Origin of the sequence: Rhizobium sp. CB3171 (assembly GCF_029714265.1) — a bacterium.
GTDB lineage: Bacteria > Pseudomonadota > Alphaproteobacteria > Rhizobiales > Rhizobiaceae > Rhizobium.
In genome coordinates this window covers 3754752-3780807 of sequence record NZ_CP121652.1, presented here as the reverse complement: position 1 = coordinate 3780807, position 26056 = coordinate 3754752, and the positions used below count along the sequence as shown (strand labels likewise).

Below are 26056 nucleotides of genomic sequence, written 5' to 3'. Positions count from 1 at the left end.
ATGGCTCGAAAGGAGCTGACGGTTAGGCTTTGCGCCCTTTTGCGGCGCTTCAGCCGCGACGAGCGGGGCATCGGCGCGATCGAATTTGCCATTCTCTTCCCGGTGCTGCTGATGCTCTATCTCGGCGCCTTCGAGCTCACCATTGCGCTCAGCGTCGAAAAGCGCGCCAGCCGGTCGGCCGGATCCATTGCCGATATCGTGACGCAGCAATCCAGCGTCAGCAAGACGGTGCTGGCCACCATGCCTTCGGTTGCCAGCGCTATTTTCGCGCCCTACGACTCAACCGGCCTGACCCTGAAAATCACCGGTATTCAGCTCGATGCCAGCGGTAATGCCACCGTTGCCTGGTCCTGGGCGCAGGATGGCAGCAAGCCCTACGCGACCGGTAGCACCGCCACCGTCCCCAGCGACATCAATCAGGCGAGCACATTTCTGGTGCGCACCGAGCTTGCCATTCCGTATCAGCTCATCAGTTTCGGCTCGGATTTCCTGCCCGCCGGCAGCAGCCAGATCACCATCAGCCGCGAGTATTTCTATCGTCCACGAACTGACAGTACGGTCACCTGCAGCGATTGCTGAGCAGAATTGTTGTAAATCCCTGCAATATTTCCCACCTGAACAGGAAATTGCCAAGTTGACATCGCCGTTATATGGGTGACGTCCAATGCGCCTGACGCTGGACGTCGCGCATTGAGCAATCCTATCGGGTGGACCATGGCGCGCGCCTTTCTCTTCGTTCTTGATTCCTTCGGTGTCGGCGGCAGCCCGGATGCGGCCGCCTATGGCGATGAGGGCGCCGACACGCTCGGCCATATCGCCGAGTTCTGCGCGGCGGGTGCCGCCGACCGCGACGGCCTGCGTTCCGGCCCCTTGTCGCTGCCGAACATGTCGGGTCTCGGCTTGCTGGAGATCGCCAAGGCGGCAACAGGCAGCTATCCGGCCGGCATGCCGCAGCCGGAAAAGCTCTTTGGTCTCTACGGCTGCGCCAACGAAGTGTCGCGCGGCAAGGACACGCCATCCGGCCATTGGGAAATCGCCGGTACACCCGTCATGTTCGACTGGGGCTATTTTTCCACCGAGGGCGACGCATTTCCGCCGGAGCTGGTCGATGCCATCTGCGAGGCCGCCGATCTCCCCGGCATTTTCGGCAACTGCCATGCATCTGGCACCGAGATCATCGCCAAATATGGCGAAGAGCATATCCATAGCGGCAAGCCGATCTGCTACACCTCGTCAGACTCCGTCTTCCAGATTGCCGCGCATGAGCGCCATTTCGGTCTCGAACGGCTGATCGCTCTCTGCCAGATCGTCCGCACCCTGCTTGATCCTTATAATATCGGCCGCGTCATTGCCCGCCCCTTCGTCGGCGAGACGCAGGCGACATTCGAGCGTACCGGCAACCGCCGCGACTTCTCCGTGTTGCCGCCGGAGCCGACCCTGCTCGACCGACTGATCAAGGCCGAACGCACCGTGCATGCGGTTGGCAAGATCGGCGATATCTTTGCCCATCAAGGCGTCTCCCGCATCATCAAGGCCAACGGCAACATGAAGCTGATGGATGCGACGCTAAGGACGATGGACGAGGCCGGCGATGGCGACCTCGTCTTTACGAATTTCGTCGATTTCGACATGGTCTATGGCCATCGCCGCGACGTGGCCGGCTATGCGGCCGCGCTCGAAGCCTTCGACGCAAGGCTGCCGGAGGTGCACGAGAAGCTGAAGCCTGGCGATCTCGTCATCTTGACAGCCGATCACGGCTGCGATCCGACCTGGCGCGGCACCGACCATACGCGCGAGCGTGTGCCGGTTATCGCCTACGGGCCTGGCATCCGCTCGCGCTCGATCGGCGTCCGCCAGACCTATGCCGATATTGGCGAAACTGTTGCGCGCCATTTGGGAATTGCGGCAGGGCCGCATGGAAGGAGTTTTCTGTGACATCGCATTTGAAAAAGGTCGAGCTGCATTGCCATCTCGAAGGCGCTGCTCCTCCGGCGCTGACGTTGGCACAGGCACGGAAATATAATGTCGACACCAGTGCCTTCATGCATGACGGTATCTATCTCTGGAAGGATTTTACCGAATTCCTCGTCTGCTACGACAAGGTTTCCGAAGTCTACCGCACCGAGGAAGACTATGCGCTGCTGACCGAGACCTATCTTGAGGAGCTTGCGGGCATCGGCACGATCTACAGCGAACTGATCGTCTCGCCCGACCATGGCGACCGGATCGGCCTCGGGGCCGATGCCTATATGGCCGGCGTTTCGGCCGGCATTCGTGCAGCGCAGGAAAAGAGCGGCATCGTCGCCCGGCTGCTCGTCACTGGCGAACGTCATTTCGGACCGGACCGCGTCATCAAGGCCGCCGAATATGCCGCCAAAAGCGATAACCCGTTGATCACGGGTTTCAACATGGCGGGCGAAGAGCGGATGGGCCGGGTTGCCGATTATGCACGCGCCTTCGACATTGCCCGCGAAGCCGGCCTCGGCCTCACGATCCATGCCGGCGAAGTCTGCGGCGCCTTCAGCGTCGCCGATGCAGTCGAGCTGGTCCGTCCGTCGCGCATCGGCCATGGCGTGCGCGCCATCGAAGATGCCGATCTCGTCAAGCGCCTCGCCGATCTCGGCACGGTGCTGGAAGTCTGCCCCGGCTCGAACGTCGCGCTGAATGTCTTTCCCGACTTCCCGTCGCACCCGCTGCGCAAGCTTCGTGACGCGGGCGTGCGCGTGACGATTAATTCCGACGACCCGCCCTTCTTCCACACCTCCCTGAAGCGCGAATACGAGCTGGCGTCCGCCGCCTTCGGCTTCAGCGACGACGAGATCAATGCCATGACTCGAACGGCAGTCGAAGCCGCGTTTGTGGACGACGCAACGCGGGCGACGCTGTTAGCGAGGATATGACCACATCGTTTTAGGTCGCCGACTGGGGATGACGTTCCAAAATGCGGCCTATTTTCTTGCACCACAGACGATTTCCGTGAAAGAAACATCAGATATCGCGGAATTATTGGAAGGCTGAAATCATGGACGGCGTCACTGTCATCGATCACCCGCTCGTGCAGCATAAATTGACCATCATGCGCAAGAAAGAGACGTCGACGGGAAGCTTTCGCCGGCTTCTGCGCGAGATTTCGACGCTGCTTTGCTATGAAGTGACGCGCGACCTCGAACTGACGATCGAGACGATCGAGACGCCGCTGCAACCGATGGACGCGCCGATCCTCGAAGGCAAGAAGCTGGTCTTCGCCTCGATCCTGCGCGCCGGTAATGGCCTGCTGGAAGGCATGCTCGACCTCGTGCCCTCGGCCCGCGTCTCGCATATCGGCGTCTACCGCGATCACGAAACGCTCCAGCCGGTCGAATATTACTTCAAGGCGCCGGAAGATATTTCCGAGCGCCTGATCATCGTCGTCGACCCGATGCTGGCAACGGGCAATTCCTCGATCGCGGCAATCGACAAGCTGAAGGAACGCGGCGCCCATAATATCCGCTTCCTCTGCCTGCTCGCCGCACCGGAAGGCATTGCCAATTTCCGCAAGGCGCATCCGGACGTACCGGTCTTTACCGCGGCAATCGACAGCCATCTCAATGAAAAGGGTTATATCGTCCCCGGCCTCGGCGACGCCGGCGACCGCATGTACGGCACGAAGTAAATCCTGAAGCTAGATTAGCTTTTTTGCCCGGCAGCCCCCCAACTGCCGGGCTTTTTATTGATCTGTTTAGCGGCCTGTCAGCGAAGCTATATTAAACGTAGGGATCAATGGGCTTGATATGGAAAAGCCCATGGGAAGGATCTCGCCGATGCTCGCTCGCGTTCTTGTCATTGCCGGTATCGTCGCCGCCGCTGCTACCCAGGTTCCTGCGTTGCTGGGCACACAAATGGCAAGCAGCGAAAGATCGACGCCTGCGGTTAAGGTTGCCGTTGCGCAGCAGCCGGTCGCGACGACGGCGGCGGCATTTGGAAGCGTGTTGTTGCAGGCGGGTGCGGGCGGCCACTACGAAGGCGATTTCAAGATCAACGGCCGGCCGGTGCATGGCATGATCGATACGGGCGCGACCTATGTGGCAATCAATGAGAGCACCGCACGCCGCCTCGGCATCAGCGGCAACGATCTCGATTATCGCTACACCACGCAGACGGCCAACGGCCCATCCAAGGTGGCTCTCGTCAAACTCGACCGTCTTGAAATCGGCACGATCAAGGTCCGCGATGTCGACGCCGTGGTCGCGAAAGACGGCGCATTGAGCACAACGTTGATCGGCATGAGCTTCCTGAAAAAGCTCAATTCCTATAGTGCCGAAAACGGCTCGTTGCGGCTGACGCAATAATTACCGGTCAAATCCGGGTAACGATCACCGACGGCAGAACGGGTGCGGCATCGCCTATCCGGTAGTTCGCAGCCAAATCGGCTGCAGCCCTTTCGGCGCTCGCCTCGTCGGCCGCATGAACGGTTGCGATGCGATCGCCTTTGCTGACCCTTGTTCCGAGCGGCAGGATATCGCTGAAGCCGACGCGATGGTCGATCTTGTCCTGCGGATGACGGCGACCGCCGCCGAGATCGATGACGCTCATGCCGATGGCGCGGGCGTCGCAGGCCGCAAGCCAACCGTCCGAAGATGTAAGAACAGGCTTCTGCACGGGCGCGGCAACCAAGTATTTGTCCGGATGATCCAGCAGATCGGCAGGGCCGCCGAGGGCGTGGACCATGCGGGCGAACAGCTCGGCCGCCTTGCCGGAAGAGAGCGCTTCGCGCGCTTTGGCCTCAGCCTCAACCAATGTCTCCGCGATCCCGGCTTGCGTCAACATCTCGGCGGCGAAGGCCAGCACGACCGTTTCGAGCCGCGTGCCCACCTTGGCGCCCTTCAGGAAATCCAGGCAATTGCGGAGTTCGACGACATTGCCGGCGGCATCGGCGAGCGGCTGGTTCATGTCGGTGATCAAAGCCGAGGTTTTGACCCCGGCGCCATTCGCCACCTCTACCAGGGACCGGGCGAGTGTCTCCGCCTCCTCCAGAGAGGTCATGAAGGCGCCATTGCCGATCTTGACGTCGAGCACCAGCGTCTCGAGGCCTGCGGCCAGCTTTTTCGACAGGATCGAAGCGGTGATCAGCGGCACGGAATCGACCGTCGACGTGACATCGCGCACGGCATAAAGCTTGCCGTCGGCAGGTGCCAAGGTTCCGGTCTGACCGATAATGGCGCAACCGACCTCGTCCACCACCTTGCGGAAGTGGCTCGCATGTGGGGTGATGCCGTAGCCTGGGATCGATTCCAGCTTGTCCAGCGTGCCGCCAGTGTGCCCGAGACCGCGGCCGGAAATCATCGGCACGGCAAGGCCGCACGCCGCGGCGATCGGTGCCAGCATCAACGAGACATTGTCGCCGATGCCGCCGGTCGAATGTTTGTCCGCGATAGGCCTGTCGATGCCGGACCAAGAGAGCATATCGCCAGAGCGAGCCATGGCCAAGGTCAGCGCCACGGTCTCTTCGCGCGTCATGCCGCTGTACCAGACGGCCATGGCGAAGGCGCCGATCTGGCTTTCGGCCAGCTCATCCCGCGCAAGGGCCGCGATGAAGGCGTCGATATCGGCAACGTGAAGCGTGCCGCCATCCCGCTTCCGCCGGATGATTTCCTGCGGGATCATGGCTCAGTATCCGGACGCTGCCGCGCTCGACTGCCCGCCGCCGAGCACGTTGAGGATATCGTCGAGCAGGCTCGACGCACCGAAACGGAAAGTCGAGGGCATCGCCCAATCAGGCGCCATGATGGTCTCGGCAAGGCTCAGATAGAGCGCCGCATCGGCGACGGAGCCGATGCCGCCAGCCGGCTTGAAACCAACCTTGCGGCCACTCTGGCGGATCGCCCGCAGCATGATGTCGGCGGCCTCGAGTGTCGCATTGACGGCAACCTTGCCGGTGGAGGTCTTGATGAAATCGGAACCCGCCTCGATCGCCAGTTCGGAGGCGCGGCGGATCAGCGTCACGTCCTTGAGTTCGCCGGTTTCGAGGATGGTCTTTAAGAGCACCGGTCCCTTGCACTCGGCTCTGACGGCGGCCACCATGTCGGTGACGGCCTGCTCATTGCCGGCCAACAGCGCACGATAGGGGATGACGAGATCGATCTCGTCGGCGCCATCGGCGATCGCCTCGCGTGCTTCGGCGGCGACATCAGCCACTTCCATATCGCCGGCCGGGAAATTCACCACGGTCGCGATCCGCACCGCATGGTCGGTTCCGAGAATGCCGCGTGCCTGGGCGACGAAACGCGGCCAGATGCAGATGGCGGCGGTGTGGCCATAGGGTGACTGGGCGCGCGCGCAGAGCGTCTCGATCTGCGCCGGCGTGCAGTCGTCCTTCAGGTTGGTGAGATCGAGAAGGGAAAGCGCAACGGCCGCCGTTTCTCTAAGGGAATGGCTCGTCATTGTTCGTTTCCTCCGTCCGCAATCATTTCCTTCAAGATGGCGGCAAGGCGAGCGCCGCCGACCGGGGCCATGTCCTTCGTCTCTTCATGCGTAAGCTCGGCGCCGGTCATGCCAGCCCCATAATTAGTAATGACGGAGGCGGCTGCAACCCTCAGGCCGAAAAGTCGCGCAAGAATAACTTCCGGCACCGTCGACATGCCGACGGCATCGGCACCCAGAATGCGCGCCATGCGGATTTCCGCCGGAGTTTCGAAGCTCGGGCCTGAGAACCACATATAGACGCCGTGCGACAGCTTGACCTCGGCCTTTTCCGCCGCCTTGCGCATGCGCATGATCAGGTCGGTATCATAGGCACTGGTCATGCCGACGAAGCGCTTGTCGCTTTCCTCGCCGATCAACGGGTTCATGCCGGAATAATTGATGTGGTCGGTGATCTGCATCACCGATCCCGGCGGCATTTCCTCGCGCAGCGATCCGGCCGAATTGGTGAGGATCAGCGTCTCGACGCCGAGAGCCTTCAGCGTCTCGATCGGCACGCGCATGGCGTTGGCGTCGCCCTTTTCATAATAATGCACCCGGCCGGACAGCATGATAACCGGCACGTCGCCGAGATAGCCGGCGACCAGCGTGCCGGCATGACCGGAGACGGCGCTGACGGGGAAATCGGGAAGATCGGCATAGGGAATGCGCACGGCATCCCTCACCTGATCAACCAGGGAACCAAGGCCGGAGCCAAGGACGATGCCGTAGCGCGGCTGGAGATCACCGAGCTTTGCGGCCAGGAGTTCGACGGCGGCGCTCATCCCAGTATCTCGGTTTCGAAGCTGAAGGGCAGCATCTCGTCCATGGTCATGGTCTTCTTCACGCCGGTTTCGTCGCAGAGATAGATGCGGGTTTCCTTGCTGGCGAATTCGGCGATCTTCTGCCGGCAGCCGCCGCAGGGCGGGCAGAGCGGCAGCTTTTCGGCAATGACGGCCATTTCGACGATCTTCTTGGCACCGGCCATGATCATATGGCTGATCGCGGTCGGCTCGGCGCACCAGCCCTGCGGGAAGGAGAGGTTCTCGATATTGGCGCCGGTATAGACCTTGCCGTCCTCGGCGCGGATGGCCGCGCCGACGGGGAATTTCGAATAGGGGGCATGGGCAAAGGCCATCGCTCCGCGAGCGGCCTCAAACAGATCATGCGACATGGATCAGCGCTCCTTGGTGTAGGGCACGCCGCCCGCCTTTGGCGGTTTGGCGACGCCGATGAAGCCTGCGAGCAGGATGCAGGTCAGAATATAGGGCAGCGCCTGGAAAATCTGCACCGGCACTTCACCGATGCCAGGCACGGCCTTGCCCTGCATGAAGTTGGCGAAAGCATCGAGGAAGCCGAAGAGCAGGCAGGTGAACATGACCGGCACCGGCTTCCATTTGGCGAAGATCAGCGCCGCGAGCGCGATATAGCCCTTGCCCGCAGACATGTTGTTGATGAAGGCGGCCGATTGGGCGATGGCAAGATAGGTCCCGGAGAAGCCGCAGAGAATGCCGGCGACGATCAGCGACCGATAGCGCAGCCACTCGACGGAGATGCCGGCCGTATCGACGGCGCCCGGATTTTCGCCGACGGCGCGCAGACGCAGGCCAAAGCGAGTGCGATAGAGGATCCACCAGGAAATCGGCACGGCGAGGAAAGCGAGATAGGTGAGGATATTGTTGCCGGAGATGACGTTGGCATAGAGCGGCCCGATGAAGGGGACGTCATGGATGGCGTTGGCACCCGGCAAGGTGATCGAAGCGAAACGCGCCTCGGCCGGCAGCGTCGGCGTGCGTCCGCCCTGGCCGAACCAGGCCTGGCCGAGCACGATGGTCAGGCCGGCGGTCAGGAAGTTGATCGCAACGCCCGAGACGATCTGGTTGCCGCGGTTGGTGATCGAGGCAAAGCCATGCAGGAGGCCGAGGGCGACCGATATGACGATACCGGCGCCGAGACCAGCCCAGGCCGAGCCGGAGACGGAGGCGACACAGGCGGCGGCGAACGCGGACGCCAGCATCTTGCCTTCGAGACCGATGTCGAAAATGCCGGCGCGCTCGGAAAACAGGCCGGCAAGGGCCGTAAAGATCAGCGGAATCGACAGGCGGATGGTCGAGCCAAATATGCTGATGAGGAGATCATAATATTCCATCGTCCGATCCTCAGGCCCTGGCTAATTTTTGATAGGTGCGCACCATCGCGGGCCGGAACATATATTCGAGCGCGCCGGCGAACAGGATGACGAGGCCCTGGATGACCACGATCATGTCGCGCGTGATGTTGGGCATGTCGAAGGAAAGCGCATCGCCGCCCTGGTAGAGAATCCCAAACAGGATCGCCGCCAGGATGATGCCGACCGGATGGTTACGGCCCATCAGGGATACGGCGATGCCGACGAAACCGGCGCCAAGCACGAACTCGACCTGCAGGCGGGCCGAAGCGCCCATCACCGGATTGAGCGCCATCATGCCGGCCAAGCCGCCCGAGAGCAGCATCGCGATGATGACCGTGCGGGCATACGGAATGCCGGCATAGACGGCAGCCGTTGGGCTGAGGCCGAGCGTGCGCATTTCATAGCCGAGCTTGGTGCGCCAGACGAGCATCCAGACGAGGAAGCACATGACCAGCGCGATCAGGAAGGACACGTTGAGGGGTGCCGCACCGATCGTCGAACCGAAGATGCCCATTAGCCAGTCCAACTTCGGAAGCTGACCGCCCGCGAGGAAGGTACGGGTTTCCGGCGCCATCTTGCCGGGCACGATCAGCACATGCACCAGGATGAAATTCATCATCGCCGAGGCAATGAAGTTGAACATGATGGTGGTGATGACCACGTGGCTGCCGCGCTTGGCCTGCAGCCAGGCGGGAATGAGAGCCCAGAGCGCGCCGAAAATGGCCGAGCCGATGACCGCGAAAGGCATCGTCACGTACCAGGGTACATACTTGTCGAGCGTCAGCGCCACAAGCGCGCAGCCGAGGCCGCCGACATAGGCCTGGCCTTCCGAGCCAATGTTGAACAGGCCGGCATGGATGGCGACGGCCACCGATAGGCCGGTGAAAATGAAGCTCGTCGCATAGAACAGCGTGAAGCCGATGCCCTCGCCGCTGCCGAGCGCGCCCTGCAGGAGCAGGTTCAGCGCATCCAGCGGGCTTTCGCCGATGAACCAGACCACGAGGCCGGAAATCAGGAAAGCGATAACGAGGTTGAGGACCGGGATCAGGCCATAATTGATCCAATTGGGAAGCGGAACGGATGCAGTGCTCATCAAGGCCTCATGCGGCAATGCCGGCCATCATCAGGCCGAGTGTCTGTTCACCGGCGTCAGCCGTTTTCTCGCCGACGACGTGGCCGGCGAACATGACGAGGATGCGGTCCGAAAGCGCGCGGATTTCATCCAGCTCCACCGACACCAGCAGGATCGCCTTGCCGGCATCGCGCATCTCGATGATGCGGCGATGGATGAACTCGATGGCGCCGATGTCGACGCCGCGCGTCGGCTGGCCGATCAGCAGGGCCTTCGGGTCGCGCTCGATCTCGCGTGCGACGACGATCTTCTGCTGGTTGCCACCGGAAAAATTGGCAGTCTTCAGCCGGGCGTTTGGCGGGCGAATGTCGTATTTCTCGATCTTTTCGATCGCATCCTTGCGCATGGCATCGAGATCGAGCATGCCGGCCCTGCCGTATTTCACATCACGGTGGTAGCCGAGCATTGAATTTTCATATTCCTCAAACTTGAGGACGAGGCCCATGTGATGGCGGTCTTCCGGAATATGGGCGAGGCCGAGTTCACGCAAGGCCGCGGGATCGGCGGTGCCGATCGGCTCGCCGTGCAGGTGAATTTCGCCCGAGGCGGGCTTGCGGATACCGGCGATCGCCTCCAATAGCTCCGACTGCCCGTTGCCGGCGACGCCAGCGATGCCGACGATCTCGCCGGCACGGACGTCGAAGGAAACATTGTCGACCATGGTCACGCCACGGCCGTCCTTTACGGTCAGATTGCGGACGGAGAGCACGACCCCGCCGGGATGGGCAGAGCCTTTTTCGACGCGCAGCAACACGCGACGGCCGACCATGAGCTCGGCAAGCTCTTCGACGGTGGTTTCCGCCGTCTTGCGCGTGGCGACCATTTCGCCGCGGCGCATGACCGACACCGTATCGGTAATGGCCATGATTTCGCGCAGCTTATGGGTGATAAGGATGATGGTCTTGCCCTGATCGCGCAACACGCGGAGAATCCGGAACAGATTGTCGGCTTCGGCCGGTGTCAAAACGCCGGTCGGCTCGTCCAAGATGAGGATCTCGGCGCCGCGATACATGGCCTTCAAAATTTCGACGCGCTGCTGCTGACCGACGGGAAGCTCCTCGATCAAGGCGTCCGGATCGACATCGAGGCCATAATCCGTTTCCAGGCGCCTCAGTTCGGCGCGGGCAGCCGTGACACCCTTCGCCAACAAAGCGCCGCCTTCGGCGCCGAGCATGACGTTCTCGAGCACAGTGAAATTATCGACCAGCATGAAATGCTGGTGCACCATGCCGATGCCGGCGGCAATGGCCGTCTGGCTGTCGCGGATGGCGATGGGATTGCCGTTGATGCGGATCTCGCCGCTGTCGGCGTGATAGAAGCCGTAGATGATCGACATCAGAGTCGACTTCCCGGCACCGTTCTCACCGATGATTCCGTGGATCGAGCCCTTGGAAACGGTCAGGTTGATGTCTTTGTTGGCATGGACGGCACCGAACTTCTTGTCGATGCCCACGAGTTCGATGGCAGGCGTTTGGCTCACTACGCAGCTCCAGAAATCAGGCTTCCGGATAAGAAAAGGGCGTATGACGTTTGAATACGTCATACGCCCTTATTTCATATCAGCTCTTCGGGCAGGCGTTGTCGGTGGTGTAGTCGTGCACCTTGATCGTGCCGGAGATGATGTCGGCGGTTGCCTTGTCGACGGCGGCCTTCATTTCCGGCGTGACGAGCGGCTTGTTGTTGTCGTCCATAGCAGCACCCACGCCCTCTTCCTTGAGGCCGAGTTCCTGCGTACCGGCCGTGAACTTGCCGTTCTTGGCATCGGTGAAGGCGTTGTAAACGGCGAGGTCGACGCGCTTGACGACGGAGGTCAGGACCGAACCCGGATGCAGGTAGTTCTGGTTGGAGTCGACGCCGACCGAAAGCTTCTTGTTGTCGGCAGCCGTCTGCAGCACGCCGAGGCCAGTCGCGCCGGCAGCCGCGTAAACAACGTCAGCACCCTGGTCGATCTGGTTCTTGGTGAGCTCGCCGCCGCGAACCGGGTCGTTCCAGGCAGCGCCGGTCGTGCCGGTCATGTTCTGGAAGACTTCGATCTTCGGATTGGCGGCGCGGGCGCCCTGCTCATAACCACATTCGAACTTGCGGATCAGCGGAATGTCCATGCCGCCGACGAAGCCGATCTTGCCGGTCTTCGAAGCCATGGCAGCCATGACGCCGGCGAGGTAGGAACCTTCATTTTCCTTGAACTTGACGGAACGAACGTTCGGCAGGTCGAGGCTGTCGTCGATCAGAACGAACTGGGTCTTCGGATATTCGGCAGCAACCTTCTGCAGAGCGGACGTCCAGGCGAAGGAGACGGCGATAACCGGATTGAAGCCCTTGCTGGCGAAGTTGCGCAGCGCCTGTTCGCCCTGGGTGTCGCCCGTCGGCTCGAAGTCGCGATAGGCGACGCCGGTTTCCTTCTTGAACCTTTCGGCGCCGTTATAGGCCGCTTCGTTGAAGGACTTGTCGAACTTGCCGCCGGTGCCATAAACGATCGCCGGCTTAATGTCGGCCGCAAGCGCCGTTGCCGACATGGCAGCCAAGGCGAAAAGGGTCAAAAGGGATTTTTTCATGAGTTGCAGCCCTATTGTTGCTATCTTGTTGGGTCCTCCCGCAAGCCCGTTGACCGGACATGTCTGCGGAACCGCCGGCCTCCCCCGAGGCCAAGCTGGCGCATCCTTGCATGGCTGCAGGAAAAATTCACGAGAAATTTTTCAGTTGGTAAAGATTTGTGGGAATTGCCAAAAACCCGCCCAAGAGAGCTGATTTTTGAACATTTTAGCCCTCAAACTGCGATTTTATTAGCCAAACAAGGTCGGATGGCCGATGTGGCAAGAACGGTCTTAAACGCTTGCGGCATTCACGATCGGTTGCCTCGATACTCGAGTAATCTATATCAAAGCGATTGTCCAAAACGCATTTGATCGCCCGATTTCGCGAGGCAGCTCGTCGTGTCGAAATCCCTCAGTCATAAGCTTTTCATCATCGAAGTCAGAACCTCGCGCAGTCCGGTTCGGCCGCGTCTTATATCGCCGACACCCGGCTCCGCATCGATCCGTCCGGCATTGTGGGCGTCATACAATTCCGCAACCAGTTCGGCATAGCTTGCGCTTATTCCTCCCCGAACGAGTGCAGGGATCCAGTCCAGGCGAGGCATCTCGCTGGCGTTAATTTTCCGGCCGGCAAGCTCTCCAGCAATCCGCGCAACATCCTCGACGCTGTAGCGATCTGGCCCCTCCGCATGAATGATGCTGAGAGGTGCCTGGGTGCCGGATAGCAGCAATTCGCCCGCAATAACGCCGACATCGGGAGCCGACACGGTGGGAAATAGTTTGGTGACCGGATGATGCAGGCTTGGGAGCACCCCGGTCTCGATCGCGCGTCCGATCTGGCGGCTCCAATTCTGCATGTGTTCGGCCGAGCGCAGGAAGGTGAGAGCGGCGGGGAGCTTTTTCAGTTCGGATTCCAGATGATGGAAAATCAGCGTGATGCCTGTGTCGGATGCAAGATGCGCGCCGTAGTCGGAGATCGCTAGAACGGAGCTCGGCCTGCTCCGGTCGAGTGCATCGACGATCGTTCTTATGCTGTTTTTCATCTCCGCGGCTGCATCATCCGCCTGAACACTTGTGGGGCAGATGATCTGCACGGCCGTCGCGCCGCTCATGCTTTCACTGAGAGCCGCACTGTCCTGAATGTCGGCTATGGCGATATCGCAACCCATGGCACTGAGATCATCGGCGCTATTTTGACGTCGAACGACGGCTCTTACCGGCGCGCCATGGCGGCGGAGTTCGGCAATCGTCGCCCGCCCAATCTTTCCGGTCGCGCCCAAAATTACGAACATCTCTTCATCCTCAAACGTTCATCGTGGATGTGGAGCATGCTGTTTTTATGCGTCCTGTCGCACAGGATCGGACAATGGGGAGCAGAAACGGACAGCAAAATTAAGTGCCGACGCGACCTTCCCTGGACTATCGCCGCATGCGGGCGATGCCGGTCGGTGTTATGCCGAGAATGCGCTTCATCGCCTGTGCCATATGGCTCTGATGGGCGAAGCCTGCGGCGAGCGCGATCTGGCTGATCGACAGCTCTCCCATGGCAAGCAGGTGTCTGGCGCGCTCCACCCGGCGGCGGATCACATATTGATGCACCGGCATGCCGAACGAGCGGCGAAACAGCACCTTCAGATGCGAAACGCTGATCGCCGCCACCTCCGCCAACTGTGCCAGCGATAAATCCCCATCAAGATGGGATTCAATGAACTCGACCAGCCTGCGTCTCTGGTTCGATGAAAGCTTTTGCCTAGCCGAAACGGTTGTCGCATCGAATGTACCACCGATGAGCCGCACCGCCAGCGCCCTGCCAAGGCTTTCAACGAACAGGCGATCGGCGGGTTCATCCACCTTCGTTTGCGTTTCCAGCGCCAGGGCGATGTGCTCGATAGCTGGATCGCGATGCTGAAACTTGGGACGGATGGCAATGCTGTCGGGATCGATCTCCATATCCTCCGCCGCACTGCGCATGATCGCGGGGCTTATCCAAAGGCGCAGAATCGTGCAGTCGGCGTCGTCTTCCCACTCACCATCCAATCCGGCCGGAACGATATCGATATCGCCATGCGACTGAACGCGGCGATGCTGCCGGCCGTCGCACCGGCAGGAGGCGTTAACCGGCGCTCCCATATGAATTCCAAGACGGTGAAAGGGTGTTGCGGGAATGTATGTCAGGCCAGCAGCGATATGCCACCGGGTCGCTCTGATGCCGAAGGGGCCGAGGTCGTGGTCAAGCAAGTTCCATCTCCCGTCTCCAGCGCCCAGTGGACCGGATTCTTACTGCGCCCGGGCGGTCTAAACGCTGAAGCGACCGGCAACCGGCGGCTTCTTGTAGGCGGCCATCCACAAAAGCAGCGAGATCGCCAAGAACACCGCGAAAGCCGGCTGGAACAGCAACCACTGCACGGCCAGATCATAAAGGCGCGGATGGATATAATAGGAAATCAGCGACTGGACGGTCGCAAGGGACGACGGGCTGACATCGTTCCAGGCATCCTCCATCGGGGTCAGCACCACGGCGGAGGCCGCAACCGATTGGATGGAATCGATGGTGCCGGCGACCACCGCAACGACCAGCGCTACAAGGCTGGCAAAACGCAACAAGAAACGCATCGAACCCTCCGCATACTCACTTCCCGTCGGCCGTAGTCGACTGGGTTACTGCATTCCGCTCCGTCCTTCTTCTTAGATATGATCGGAGCCGGATAAGCGCAATGGACCAAAGGTCTGGAGTTTTCTGTCGGGAAGTCAAAAATCTGTCAGATTCGGGTTGATCCTAAGAAATTCATCGGTATATATCGCGGCCGTTCCGACGATTTGCCTCCTGACCGGTTGCGAAACGCCAAAGGACAGGTGGCCGAGTGGTTTAAGGCGCACGCCTGGAACGCGTGTGTACGTGAAAGCGTACCGAGGGTTCGAATCCCTCCCTGTCCGCCATTTTTGAAATTTTCGATAATCATTTCAGCTTTTTATTCTCTTGCCGTCGCCGCCAAGCGTCATGCCGATCGACAGCATGACGCCAGCGAGCATTAGGCGGCGAGAACTTTGAGTGTGAGCCGCATCGGACTCTCTCTTTTTTCTTCTTTTCAGTTTCTTGCCGCAGCCGCATCTATGCCACGCAGATGCCAGGGACCTCGACCTTCTGGAAGAGATGGGGCGAGGCAACGGACGAGGATGGATAGACTGAGATTTTTTTCTTGAACTCCGGATGCGTGAAGGCGGCTCGGAAATCAGCCATAGTCTCCCAGACGGCATAGTTCAGATAGGCGGGGCTCTCGCCGACCGCGCGATGAAGCTGGGTCGAAATGAAACCCGGCTGCCGCTTCATGAACGCGGCATCGTCTTGCCATGCATTGAGGAACGTCTCCTCATCCGCCTTATCGAGCGTGAAGAGATTCACGAGGACAACGGGGGCGGCTTCGACGGTGATTTGGCGGTCAATTGGAAATGAGGGGTCCATTGGGCGCATTGGTGACATGGTGTGCTCCGTTCGATATGGTTGCATGATGTCAATCTGACGCCATACACGTAGATAATTGACATTATGATGTCAAATAGAATATAGGATGACAAATGCAAGAGACCAAACGAACGCCGGTCGGAATCGCTCTGACCGGTCTGATTCTCGATCTATTCAGGCTTCACAGCCGCGTGCTCGCCTCCGGCGACAGGCTGGTTGCTCCGCTCGGCCTGACGAGTGCCCGCTGGCAAATCCTCGGCGCTATCAATTCGGCGGACCGGCCGCAGCCGGTTGCGTGGCTGGCGCGCGACATGGGAGCCAACCGCCAAAATGTGCAGCGCATCGTCAACGATCTGGAGAAGGACGGACTCGTTGCCTTCGAACCCAATCCGCACCACCGGCGGGCGCAGCTCATCCTGATGACGGACAAGGGCAAACAGACATTCGACGCCGCCATGCGTCTGCAAGCACCCTGGATCAACGATCTCTCGGACGGGCTCTTGGTCGAGGACATCGAAACGATGCGCGGGGTCATGTCGACGCTGCGCGGCAAACTGGAAAGAAATGAAGATGCTGAAGAGCAGGTCTGATCGCTATGGCGCTGTCGCAGTCTCAATTCACTGGCTGAGCGCCATCCTGATCCTGGCCCTGCTCGGCTCCGGTTTCCGGGCCGCAAATGCTATGGACGCGGCCAGCAAGGCTGCTTTCCTGCGTTTCCATATTCCAGTAGCGATCGCAATTCTGTTCTTGACGCTGCTTCGCATTGTCTGGTGGTGGCGTTTTGATCGGAAGCCACTGCCGGCGGAGGGATTGCCTCTCTGGCAGGAGCGCATCGCGGGCGGGGTTCACATCGCCTTCTACCTCGTCATTCTTGGTATGGCTGCCAGCGGCATCGGCATGATGATCCTAAGCGGCGCGGCACCCGCTATATTTGGGGCGCCTGGGGCGATGTTGCCCGACTTCACCGATTATCCGCCGCGAATACCGCATGGTTTGGGTGCCTTCTTGCTTGTCGGGCTGCTGGTGTTTCATGCCGGTGCGGCCCTTTATCACCAATTCGTTCGCCGCGATGGTCTGCTCCAGCGCATGTGGTATCCCGGGTCGTCTGGCAACTAGAGATGTGCTGAGTCCACGCGCAAGCCTCGGGACCTCACCTTCGGCCTCTTATTATTTCATTGCGATCCCGCCTTGCCTTTCGCCACCGTCCTCAGATGCTCGACCAAATCGCGCGCAAAGGGAGACAGGTCCTCAATAGCACGCATGCAGAGCAAGAGACGGCGTGTTGCCCAGTCGTCGGTCAGCCGGACAGAGCGAATGGGCATCGATCGACGGCATTTTTTCGCGGCGATTTCCGGCACGATCCCGATGCCGACGCCTTGCGCCACCATTCGGCAGATGCCCTCGAATGTTCGCATCCGGACCCGAAACTTCAGCGGATGGCCCGCACGGGCCGCATGCTCGTCGATATGCTCCTGCAAGGGGCTGCCGATCGTCAATCCGACGAATTCCTGTCCGACGACTTCCGCAAACGCAAGCGCCCTTGCCGAAGCCGAGGGATGATCGGCAGGCACGACCAGGACAAGGCGGTCGACGGCGAAAGGCAGGAGCTGCAAATTGCCGGCATCGACGGCATCCGAGATAATGCCGATCTCCGCCAGGCCGCCCGCCACCGCCTTGACGATCTCGGTGCTCAGCCGCTCATTCAGAACGATGTCGATATGTGGACGCGTTGCGAGATAGGGCGCAAGCGCCTCGGGAAGAAATTCCGTAATGGCGGCCGTGTTCGCCAGCAGCCGGATATTGCCCTTCAGCCCCTTGGCATAGACGCCCAACTCGCCCCGCATATGGTCGATCTGCCGAAGGACGATGCGCGCGTGGTGTGCCAGAGCCTCGCCGGCGGCCGTCGGCGTGATCCCCCTGCGGCGGCGTTCGAGGAGCCGCACGCCGCTCACCTCCTCCATTCCGCGAAGCCGTTCGCTGGCCGAAGGAAGCGCGAGGTTCGCGCGCACCGCTCCATGGGTGATGCTGCCCGCCTCGACGACGAGCAAGAACAGGCGGAGGTCGGTGAGATCGAAACGCATGGACCGGAAGGCTATCATGCCCCCAGCCTTCGGAACAGCCTAAGGCTCAGTTAGGATCATCCGCATTGCGGGCCGCTGACAGAATTGCCACAAATGGCGGCATGTTCGACCATTCTTCCTGGCTGATCCTTGCCACCGCTTCAACTTTCCTCCTCGCCGGCATCGTCAAGGGTGTCACCGGAATGGGCTTGCCGACGGTCGCCATGGGGCTGATAGGCGCCATCATGCCGCCGGTGGCGGCAGCCGCCTTGCTGATCGTGCCATCCTTCGTCTCCAATGTCTGGCAGTTGTTCGCCGGACCGAGTTTCGCAGCCCTCGCCGGAAGGCTATGGCCCATGCTGCTCGGCATTCTTGTCAGCACGGTCGCCGCCACCTCGATGCTGGCGAGCGACAATACGCAGTGGACCACGATGGCGCTGGGTGCCGCCCTGATCATCTATGCCGGCTACACCCTGTTTGCCCGGCAACTGTCCGTGCCGAAAAGGGCCGAACCCTGGCTGTCGGCGCTGATCGGTCTGATGACCGGCGCGGTCACTGGCGGTACCGGAGTCCTTGTCATTCCCGCCGTTCCCTATCTTCAGGCCCTCGGATTGGGGAAGGACGATCTGATTCAGGCGCTCGGGCTTTCCTTCACGGCTTCGACCATCGCTCTTGCAATCGGACTGGCGGCGCGCGGAGCCTTTCAGCTCGACAATCTGGCGATGTCCTCGCTCGCCGTCGCGCCGGCGCTGCTTGGAATGTGGCTGGGGCAGGCGATCCGGCGGAAGGTCAGTCCCGCAACGTTTCGCCAATGGTTCCTTGTCGCCCTCATCGTTCTCGGTGCGGAGCTCGCTCTGCGTCCGCTCTTCTAGCACAGCATCGGCCTGCGAAGCCCTCTTCCGGGTTTCGAGTTCACGGCGTCATGCGATATAAGGGCGGCATCAGGGAGGCGGATCAGCATGGAATTCCAGGACGACGATCTCGAAAAATTTGCCACAGACGGCGCGGCGGCGCTGCCGGCAACGGATATCCAGGGTCATGTCGAAAACGACGGCGCCCGCATTTGGTATGCGGCCTACGGGTCCGGCATGCCGGTGATCCTGCTGCATGGCGGTCTCGGAAACAGCGGCAATTGGGGATATCAGGTTCCGGCCTTGATCGATGCCGGCTATCGCCCCGTCGTCATCGATAGCCGTGGCCACGGGCGCAGCACCCGCGATTTGCGGCCCTATAGCTATGAGCTGATGGCATCGGACGTGCTGGCCGTGATGGACAGGCTGCACATTGAAAAAGCAGCCGTCGTCGGATGGAGCGACGGGGCATGCACCGGCTTGATCCTCGCCAGGACCAATCCGGCGCGCATTAGCGGCGTTTTCTATTTCGCCTGCAACATGGACCCCAGCGGCACGAAGGAATTCGTGCCCACGCCGATAATCGACCGCTGCTTTTCCCGGCACGTGAAGGACTATGCCGCGCTCTCGGCAACGCCGGATCAGTTCGACGCCTTCGTCCAGGCGGTCAGCCTGATGCAGCGGACGGAGCCGAACTATTCCGCCTCCGATCTCGCCGAAATCGACGTACCCGTCGCCATCGTGCACAGCGAGCACGACGAATTCATCAAGCGCGACCACGCCGACCATCTCGCCCGCAGCATCCCGGGCGCGGGGCTGATCCTGCTTCCCGCCGTCAGCCATTTCGCACCGCTGCAGCGGCCGACGCTGTTCAACGATGCGATGCTGGCTTTCCTCCGCAAGAACATCTGGTAGCCGAAGGCTCTGGCAGGAACGCGGCGGAATCATCATTCTCCGGATCTTGCTTGCGCGGGATTTGGTTGCGCGCGTCCGATTGTTCGGATAAATGATGGTCATCATATTTCGAATACTCCCCAGACCGAACCGCCGCTGACCGGCCCTTCCGCCCAGGGAGCAAAATCCGCTCCAGGCAGGAGAATTTCATGACAACTACTTTGTTTTCGCCGCTCGCCGTCGGTCCATACGAACTGGCGCATCGTGTCGTCATGGCGCCGTTGACGCGCATGCGTGCAGGCCAGCCGGGCAACGTGCCTTCAGCGATGAACGTCGAATATTATGCGCAGCGCGCATCGAGGGGCGGGTTGATCATTTCCGAGGGTTCGCAGATTTCGCCCGCCGGACAGGGCATGCCGGCAACACCGGGCATCCATACGCCGGAGCAGATCGCCGGCTGGAAAGCGGTCACCCAAGCGGTTCACGCCAAGCGCGGCCGGATCTTTCTGCAGCTCTGGCATGTTGGCCGCATTTCCCATTCCTCGCATCAGCCTGATGGCGACCTGCCATTCGCGCCGTCGGCGATCGCGGCTGCCGGAAATGCTTTCACGGCGTCATTCGAGCGCGTGCCCTTCGAGACGCCGCAGGCAATCGATACTGATCTGATGCCCCTGCTGATCGACGTCTACGGCCGGGCGGCTGCCAATGCGAAGGCGGCCGGTTTCGACGGCGTCGAAATCCACGGCGCCAATGGCTACCTGATCGAACAATTCCTGCAGGCCCGTTCGAACCAACGCAGCGACCAATATGGCGGATCGATCGAGAACCGGACACGCCTGCTGCTCGAAGTGATCGAGGAGGTGTCCAAGGTCTGGGGTTCGGATCGCGTCGGCGTCCGCCTCTCTCCCTTCGGCATTGCCAATGACAGCGGCGAGGACGATCCGTTGCGGCTCTACGGCCATGTCATCCGCGAGCTCGACCGGCTGCACCTTGCCTATCTGCACCTGATCGAACCGCGCGCCAGCGGCGCCGGCCAAGCCGAAGTCGACCACAAGAACGTACCGTCGGCAGCGGAGCTCTTCCGTCCTGCTTGGTCCGGAACCTTGATCGCCGCCGGCAATTTCAAGCCTGAAACCGCCGAGACTACCCTCGCCGCCGGCCATGCTGACGCCATCGCTTTCGGCCGACTGTTCATCGCCAATCCCGATCTGCCGGAGCGCATTCGCCGCGGCGCGAGCCTCAACCCCTATCATCGCCCGACCTTTTACGGCGGCGGCGCAGAGGGCTATACGGATTATCCGACATTGGACGCCAGGGAGGCTGCGGAATGAGTATGCCAAGCGCCATCATCGTTGGAGTGGGAGCGGAACAAGGTCTCGGCGCAGCCCTCTGCCGGCTGCTGGCCGACAAAGGCTACCATGTCATCATCGCCAGCCGGACGTTGGAAAAGATCACCAAGGTCGCTGACGCCATCAATGCCTCTGGCGGCAGTGCCGAAGCGATAGAAACCGATGCGACCAACGAAGCCGCGGTGAAGCGGCTGTTCGAGCATGCCTTTGCGCCGCAGGATGAGATCGATCCGCCGGACTTCATCGTCTTTAACGCCGGCATCAATCGTCATGTCGGCTTTCGCGGCGTCACCGCCGCCGAGTTCGAGGAGTTCTGGCGCATCTGCTGTTTCGGCGGCTTCCTCGTCGGGCGGGAGGCGGCCCGGCATCTCGTCCCCCTCGGACGCGGCACAGTGATCTTTACCGGCGCTTCGGCAAGCCTGCGCGGCAAGGCAGGATATGCGCAGTTCGCCGCCGCCAAGGCGGGCTTAAGGATGATCAGCCAGAGCATGGCGCGGGAGTTCGGGCCGCTTGGCCTGCATGTCGCCCACACCATCATCGATGGCGGCATCGACGGCGAAAGATTGCGGTCAAGGCGGCCGGACGTGGAGGCCGACGCACTGCTCAACATCGATGCCATCGCCGAGACCTACTGGCATATCCACCGCCAGCATCCCTCCGCCTGGACGCAGGAGATCGACCTGCGCCCCTATAAGGAAACGTTCTGAGGCCGGCGCTTACCAGCGCCGACCCCATAAAAATCCTCAGCCGGCAGGAAAGGGATTGCGTTCACTAAAGCCGCGCTGATGCCAATAGGGGTAGGTGGGCGTTTGGGCGCTGGCGGCGTCGAGGCGGGCGACCTGCTCCGTTGTCAGGTTCCAACCGACGGCACCGAGATTGTCGCGCAACTGGCCTTCGTCGCGGGCGCCAACGATAATGCTCGACACTGTCGGCCGCTGCAGCAGCCAGTTCAGGGCCACCTGCGGGATAGTCTTGCCGGTTTCCTTCGAAATCTCGTCAAGCGCATCGACCACAGTGTAGAGATACTCGTTGTCCACCTGCGGGCCACTGTCCGCCGTCTTGTGCAAGCGGGTGACCTCCGGCAATGGTTGGCCTCGACGAATCTTGCCGGTCAGGCGGCCCCAGCCGAGCGGGCTCCAGACGACGGTGCCGACCTTCTGATCGACAGCAAGCGGCATGAGTTCCCACTCGTAATCGCGGCCGACAAGCGAATAATAGGCCTGGTGCGCGACATAGCGCGGCAGGTTGTGGCGATCGGCCGCCGCCAATGACTTCATCAGGTGCCATCCGGAGAAATTCGAGCAGCCGACATAGCGAATCTTGCCGGCACGCACGAGATCGTCGAGCGCCGACAGCGTTTCCTCGACCGGTGTCATGGCATCGAAGCCATGCAACTGGAAGAGGTCGATATGATCGGTCTGCAGGCGCTTCAGTGAAGCTTCCACGGCCTTGATCAGGTGGAAGCGCGAAGAGCCGACATCATTCGGCCCATCGCCCGAGCGAAAGGTTGCCTTGGTGGAAATCAGCACCTTGTCGCGGCGACCCTTGATCGCCTCGCCCAGCACCTGCTCGGCAACGCCGCCGGAATAAACATCGGCGCTGTCGAAGAAATTGAGACCGGCATCGAGGCATATATCGATCAGACGGCTTGCCTCATTGACGTCGGTGGCGCCCCAGGCACCGAAAAACTCGCCTTTGCCGCCGAAGGTGCCGGTACCGAAGCTCAGGACCGGCACGCGAAAACCCGATCCGCCGAGATAGCGATAGTCCATAACATAACCTCCAAAAGGATGGATGCATCAAAGATGGCGCGCGAGAGCGAACCGTACAGAGGTCGGACCGCACTCGTGCTTGAGTGATGTGTGGCGGTTACCCGGTTTGTTCAACACCTTCGATGCCCGCCGTCCGCATCTCGATCACTTGGCGGGCGGCCGCTGCGGCGGCATCCTTCTCGCTTGCGACTTGGACCGTCGGGAAGGCAAAATGGATGTCGTTTTCATCGAAGGCCTGCTTGATCATCGCCAGGGCGTTACGACGGATGACGGAGACTTCGCCGGGCTTGGTGGTGATCGCCAGCCTAATCTCGATCGCGAAATCACCGAACTGCTCGACACCCTTCATCTTCAGCGTCTGGATGATGTTGGGTGCCAGTTCCGGATCATCGAGCAGTCGCTGCCCGATCTCCTTGATGATCCGCTTGGTCTTCGTCAAATCGGTGTCGTAGGTGACCTTGATGATGATCTTGTCGATCGCCCAATCGCGGTTCATGTTGTTGACCGCTCCGAGCGAGCCGAAGGGAACCGTCGCCAGCGGGCCGCGCTGATGACGAAGTTTCACCGAGCGAAGGCTGAACGATTCCACCACGCCCTTGTGGTTGCCGCTTTCGATATATTCGCCGATGCGGAAGGCATCATCCCAGAGATAGAAGATGCCGCTGATGACATCCTTGACGATGGTCTGCGCGCCAAAACCGACGGCAACGCCAACCACACCGGCGCCGGCGATCAGCGGCCCGATCTCGATACCGAGACCCGACAGCACCATCATGATGGCGATGATGCCGATGGCCACGGCAAGGATATTGCGGAAGATCGGCAGCAGCGTGTGCAGCCGAGCGCGCCGGGCCCTCATCTCCTCGCTGTCGCTGACGAGCGGCGCAGACGCGGACAGCTTGGCATTGATGTAGGTCCTCGACAGATGCCAGAGCAAATCGGCGGCGAGCAGAATGACGATGCCACCGATGATGCCGCGTGCGATGCGGTCGATCATGGATTCAGGCGGCCTCATCATCATGGTTGCTTCAACACCGAGCATATGGCCGAGCCAGAGGGCAGCAAGCGCGATGATGACGGCGCGTACGCCGCGGTCGAGCAGCACTGTCGCAAGCGTGCCAGCACCGAGAACACCGCCAGCCGCATCATGCAGCGCTTCCACCGCCCGCGACGACACCGAAAGCGCGCGCGGCAGCAGAATGACATAGATGCCAAGCCAGAGCAGACCATTGAAGCCGCTCACCCACAGGCACCAAAGCGCGGCGAAATAGATGGTCAACAGCCACGAGATGACCTTCCTGCCATTCGTTCCAGCATGCGCGGGACGCGCCCAGACAGCTTCGACGGCAATCAGGAACAGGCCGATGCCAAGCGTATAGCCGACAAGAGCGCGGGCGCCATCGGAGAAGCCGAGCGGCTCCATGGCCTGGACCACCGCCCAGCCGCAGGCGAAATAGATGACGAAAAGGGTGCCTCGCCTGTACCAGTATTTCGCGACGCGCCGCCGCTCGGCGATCCGCGCAGCGCCACCATCCTCATCGAGAACATCGCTCGCCCTTCGCATCGCTATCAGCTCCATCAGCAGTCTGCCGAGCGAGACCGCCAGCCTTATGGAGACGATCGCGATGACGCAGGCGATTGCAAAACTTTCGATGATCGGCGGCCAATCGAAGATGAGAAGCGGAACCAGCATCGCCACGCCATGAACGATGGCCGGCACCACGCCGCCCATGAACTGGAAGCGCGCGGCCTGCAATTCGGTCTCAACCCCGGCCGCCCGCTCGGTACGCTGCATATGCTTGGCATTGATCAGGCGGGCAACCACCAGTTCGGCCACGAGACCAAAGAAAAACAGCACCACCGCCTGAATGCCGATGCGCACCCGGCCCGCCGCCTCACCTTCGTTTTCAAGCCGCTTGGTGGCCGTCATCACCTCGGAAGGCAATGTCATCGCGGCTTGAGACACTATCTCCAGGTGCCGTCGGGTATGGCCGAGCGTATCGGACAATTCCGACATCTGGCCGCCGCCCGAGCTAGGATTGTCCGTCGACGCAGGCTTGGCATTCACCTGCGACGCAAGCCACTGTTTGACGTCGGGCTCGTTCATCAACTGAATGAGTTCGCGGACCTTCTCCGGTGGCGGAGCGGCGGCCGATGGTGCGGCCGCAGTTTGCGCATGGACCGCAGCCGGTACGGCAAATGCAATAAGACATAGAAGCAGAGCTCCAATCGACCGCCTGCCACCCCCGACAATACTCATATGCGCCGCCCTTCTCGCAATCGGCCCGACCAGCCTGTTTTTGCAGACTATACGCCTTTTTAGTGCGGACAAGCAGGCACTTACGCAAGTCACGCAATCAATTAGGTATCGGCATTGCACACGAGCTGGTGGCACGTTAGGTTTTGCAGGAATACCGCTTGGGGATGTATCGCGTGTTCAACTTCCTGAAAAAGCTCTTCGGCAGAGGCAAACGGCCGAACACGCAGATCGAGCCGCCAGCCCCGCCCGCGCCACAGCCTGCCGGCACGCCGGCGATCAAGAGCCTCGATCTCAACATTCCTGACGAAGCGCTGGAAAACGAGGCGCGCTTTGCCGCCTACCTGCAAGAGCGCCTGCCCTTTTTCGGTGAGGTTATCAAAGTCGACTATGATCCGGGCGCTGGCAGCCTGACGCTGCACAGCCGCAACGGCGACACGATGACGAAATTCCTGAGCAACGCGCTGCTGGCGCTGCGCGAAAAGAAAGGACAGGCGCGCGCCCGGGCTCTGCTCAACTATCTCAACATGACCGAAGCGTTGGAAGGCGGCGACGAGCTCGGCAAGGTGCTGCCGGTGCTGAAATCGCGCAGCTTCGTCGACGTGGCGCGGCAGCAGATGATACAGGCAGTCAAGGACGAACCCGAGCCGCCGCAATTCGTCTATCTCGATGAGGCCGAGAATCTGGTCAGGCTTTTCGTCGTCAATGGCGAGACCGCGGTCAGCTATGTCATGACCACCGCATTGGACGGCTGGGGCATTGACGTCGGCGAACTGGCGGATACGGCGCAGGATAACCTCTATAAGTTCCTGGCGAAGACCGGCGTGCAGATCGCCAAACGCAGCCAGTTCCAATATGTCGAGATCGACGGCCAGTTCGAATCTAGCGTCGCCTTCCTGCCGAAATTCTGGGCGCAGGTACAGGATCAATCCGGTGGCGCTGCGCCGATCGCTGCCTTCCTGTCACGCGACAAGGTATTCTTCACCCACGAAAACGACGCCCAGGGACTGCACCTGCTCGAATTGATCAGCACCGACCTCAGCGACGTGCCCTATGTGATCTCACCCGATCAATATCGCTGGGAGGACGGCAAATGGTCGCTGTTTAAGCGGGTGGGGCGGAGCGTGCAGTGAGGCGTT

Annotated in this window: 27 protein-coding genes and 1 tRNA gene; 13 read left to right on the top strand and 15 right to left on the bottom strand. The window is 60.9% G+C overall.

Going from position 1 to position 26056, the window contains the following annotated elements; all coding sequences use genetic code 11:
• The 5 genes from QA648_RS18375 (at nt 1) to QA648_RS18355 (ending at nt 4328) form a co-directional block, all read left to right on the top strand.
• Nucleotides 1-579 (top strand): TadE/TadG family type IV pilus assembly protein, encoded by a 579-nt coding sequence (locus QA648_RS18375; RefSeq protein ID WP_283048550.1) that lies wholly within the window; start codon nt 1-3, stop codon nt 577-579.
• Nucleotides 580-714: 135 nt separating this feature from the next.
• Nucleotides 715-1935: a phosphopentomutase gene (locus QA648_RS18370; RefSeq protein ID WP_283051416.1), complete on the top strand. Its 1221-nt coding sequence runs from the start codon at nt 715-717 to the stop codon at nt 1933-1935.
• Nucleotides 1932-2900, top strand: a complete 969-nt coding sequence (locus tag QA648_RS18365; protein WP_283048548.1) for an adenosine deaminase — start codon at nt 1932-1934, stop codon at nt 2898-2900. The genes QA648_RS18370 and QA648_RS18365 overlap by 4 nt, the downstream gene beginning before the upstream one ends.
• Nucleotides 2901-3022: 122 nt before the next feature.
• Nucleotides 3023-3652, top strand: a complete 630-nt coding sequence (gene upp, locus QA648_RS18360) for a uracil phosphoribosyltransferase (protein WP_104821634.1) — start codon at nt 3023-3025, stop codon at nt 3650-3652.
• 148 nt (nt 3653-3800) lie between these two features.
• Nucleotides 3801-4328 carry a TIGR02281 family clan AA aspartic protease gene (locus tag QA648_RS18355; RefSeq protein WP_104824946.1) on the top strand — a complete coding sequence of 176 codons (528 nt, stop codon included), beginning with the start codon at nt 3801-3803 and terminating at the stop codon, nt 4326-4328.
• Between the two features lie 7 nt (nt 4329-4335).
• On the opposite strand, the gene deoA is transcribed toward QA648_RS18355, so the two are convergent.
• The 11 genes from deoA to QA648_RS18300 form a co-directional block, all read right to left on the bottom strand.
• Complete coding sequence (gene deoA, locus QA648_RS18350) at nt 4336-5643, bottom strand: thymidine phosphorylase (protein ID WP_283048546.1); 1308 nt, start codon at nt 5641-5643, stop codon at nt 4336-4338.
• Between the two features lie 3 nt (nt 5644-5646).
• Nucleotides 5647-6420: a deoxyribose-phosphate aldolase gene (gene deoC, locus QA648_RS18345; protein WP_283048544.1), complete on the bottom strand. Its 774-nt coding sequence runs from the start codon at nt 6418-6420 to the stop codon at nt 5647-5649.
• Nucleotides 6417-7223, bottom strand: a complete 807-nt coding sequence (locus QA648_RS18340) for a purine-nucleoside phosphorylase (protein ID WP_283048543.1) — start codon at nt 7221-7223, stop codon at nt 6417-6419. Before QA648_RS18340 ends, deoC begins: the two co-directional genes overlap by 4 nt.
• Nucleotides 7220-7612 carry a cytidine deaminase gene (locus tag QA648_RS18335; RefSeq protein WP_104821630.1) on the bottom strand — a complete coding sequence of 131 codons (393 nt, stop codon included), beginning with the start codon at nt 7610-7612 and terminating at the stop codon, nt 7220-7222. The genes QA648_RS18340 and QA648_RS18335 overlap by 4 nt, the downstream gene beginning before the upstream one ends.
• A 3-nt stretch (nt 7613-7615) precedes the next feature.
• On the bottom strand, nt 7616-8587 hold the full coding sequence (locus QA648_RS18330; RefSeq protein ID WP_104821629.1) for an ABC transporter permease: 972 nt from the start codon (nt 8585-8587) through the stop codon (nt 7616-7618).
• Between the two features lie 10 nt (nt 8588-8597).
• Nucleotides 8598-9701, bottom strand: coding sequence for an ABC transporter permease (locus QA648_RS18325; RefSeq protein ID WP_283048538.1), 1104 nt, complete (start codon nt 9699-9701; stop codon nt 8598-8600).
• A 7-nt stretch (nt 9702-9708) separates the two neighbouring features.
• On the bottom strand, nt 9709-11220 hold the full coding sequence (locus tag QA648_RS18320) for an ABC transporter ATP-binding protein (protein WP_283048536.1): 1512 nt from the start codon (nt 11218-11220) through the stop codon (nt 9709-9711).
• Between the two features lie 79 nt (nt 11221-11299).
• Nucleotides 11300-12295 carry a BMP family ABC transporter substrate-binding protein gene (locus QA648_RS18315; RefSeq protein ID WP_104821626.1) on the bottom strand — a complete coding sequence of 332 codons (996 nt, stop codon included), beginning with the start codon at nt 12293-12295 and terminating at the stop codon, nt 11300-11302.
• A 395-nt stretch (nt 12296-12690) separates the two neighbouring features.
• Nucleotides 12691-13566 carry an NAD(P)H-binding protein gene (locus QA648_RS18310; protein ID WP_283048534.1) on the bottom strand — a complete coding sequence of 292 codons (876 nt, stop codon included), beginning with the start codon at nt 13564-13566 and terminating at the stop codon, nt 12691-12693.
• A 127-nt stretch (nt 13567-13693) separates the two neighbouring features.
• The gene (locus tag QA648_RS18305; protein WP_283048532.1) at nt 13694-14512 is read right to left on the bottom strand and encodes an AraC family transcriptional regulator; all 819 of its coding nucleotides are present in this window, start codon (nt 14510-14512) and stop codon (nt 13694-13696) included.
• 57 nt (nt 14513-14569) lie between these two features.
• Nucleotides 14570-14887: a hypothetical protein gene (locus QA648_RS18300; RefSeq protein WP_104821623.1), complete on the bottom strand. Its 318-nt coding sequence runs from the start codon at nt 14885-14887 to the stop codon at nt 14570-14572.
• A gap of 234 nt (nt 14888-15121) precedes the next feature.
• Here QA648_RS18300 and QA648_RS18295 point away from each other — a divergent pair.
• Nucleotides 15122-15211 (top strand) — tRNA-Ser (locus tag QA648_RS18295).
• 172 nt (nt 15212-15383) lie between these two features.
• Here QA648_RS18295 and QA648_RS18290 read toward each other — a convergent pair.
• Nucleotides 15384-15752 (bottom strand): antibiotic biosynthesis monooxygenase family protein, encoded by a 369-nt coding sequence (locus QA648_RS18290; protein ID WP_283048530.1) that lies wholly within the window; start codon nt 15750-15752, stop codon nt 15384-15386.
• A 95-nt stretch (nt 15753-15847) separates the two neighbouring features.
• On the opposite strand from QA648_RS18290, the gene QA648_RS18285 reads away from it, so the two are divergent.
• Nucleotides 15848-16324: a MarR family transcriptional regulator gene (locus QA648_RS18285; protein WP_283048528.1), complete on the top strand. Its 477-nt coding sequence runs from the start codon at nt 15848-15850 to the stop codon at nt 16322-16324.
• Complete coding sequence (locus tag QA648_RS18280) at nt 16305-16850, top strand: cytochrome b/b6 domain-containing protein (protein WP_283048527.1); 546 nt, start codon at nt 16305-16307, stop codon at nt 16848-16850. Before QA648_RS18285 ends, QA648_RS18280 begins: the two co-directional genes overlap by 20 nt.
• A gap of 56 nt (nt 16851-16906) precedes the next feature.
• Here QA648_RS18280 and QA648_RS18275 read toward each other — a convergent pair whose 3' ends face one another.
• Nucleotides 16907-17833 (bottom strand): LysR substrate-binding domain-containing protein, encoded by a 927-nt coding sequence (locus tag QA648_RS18275; protein WP_349254295.1) that lies wholly within the window; start codon nt 17831-17833, stop codon nt 16907-16909.
• An 83-nt stretch (nt 17834-17916) separates the two neighbouring features.
• Between QA648_RS18275 and QA648_RS18270 the strand changes: the two genes are divergently transcribed.
• The 4 genes from QA648_RS18270 (at nt 17917) to QA648_RS18255 (ending at nt 21595) form a co-directional block, all read left to right on the top strand.
• Nucleotides 17917-18666 (top strand): sulfite exporter TauE/SafE family protein, encoded by a 750-nt coding sequence (locus QA648_RS18270; RefSeq protein WP_283048526.1) that lies wholly within the window; start codon nt 17917-17919, stop codon nt 18664-18666.
• An 87-nt stretch (nt 18667-18753) separates the two neighbouring features.
• Nucleotides 18754-19560, top strand: coding sequence for an alpha/beta hydrolase (locus tag QA648_RS18265; RefSeq protein WP_283048524.1), 807 nt, complete (start codon nt 18754-18756; stop codon nt 19558-19560).
• Between the two features lie 188 nt (nt 19561-19748).
• Nucleotides 19749-20870, top strand: a complete 1122-nt coding sequence (locus tag QA648_RS18260; RefSeq protein WP_283048522.1) for an alkene reductase — start codon at nt 19749-19751, stop codon at nt 20868-20870.
• Nucleotides 20867-21595 carry an SDR family NAD(P)-dependent oxidoreductase gene (locus QA648_RS18255; RefSeq protein ID WP_104821617.1) on the top strand — a complete coding sequence of 243 codons (729 nt, stop codon included), beginning with the start codon at nt 20867-20869 and terminating at the stop codon, nt 21593-21595. The genes QA648_RS18260 and QA648_RS18255 overlap by 4 nt, the downstream gene beginning before the upstream one ends.
• A gap of 36 nt (nt 21596-21631) precedes the next feature.
• On the opposite strand, the gene QA648_RS18250 is transcribed toward QA648_RS18255, so the two are convergent.
• The gene (locus tag QA648_RS18250) at nt 21632-22660 is read right to left on the bottom strand and encodes an aldo/keto reductase (RefSeq protein WP_283048520.1); all 1029 of its coding nucleotides are present in this window, start codon (nt 22658-22660) and stop codon (nt 21632-21634) included.
• 97 nt (nt 22661-22757) lie between these two features.
• Entirely contained in the window at nt 22758-24920 is a 2163-nt protein-coding gene (locus QA648_RS18245) for a mechanosensitive ion channel family protein (protein ID WP_104821615.1), read from the bottom strand.
• Between the two features lie 164 nt (nt 24921-25084).
• Here QA648_RS18245 and QA648_RS18240 point away from each other — a divergent pair, with 164 nt between their 5' ends.
• On the top strand, nt 25085-26050 hold the full coding sequence (locus QA648_RS18240; protein WP_283051412.1) for a hypothetical protein: 966 nt from the start codon (nt 25085-25087) through the stop codon (nt 26048-26050).
• The last annotated feature ends 6 nt before the right edge of the window (nt 26051-26056 follow it).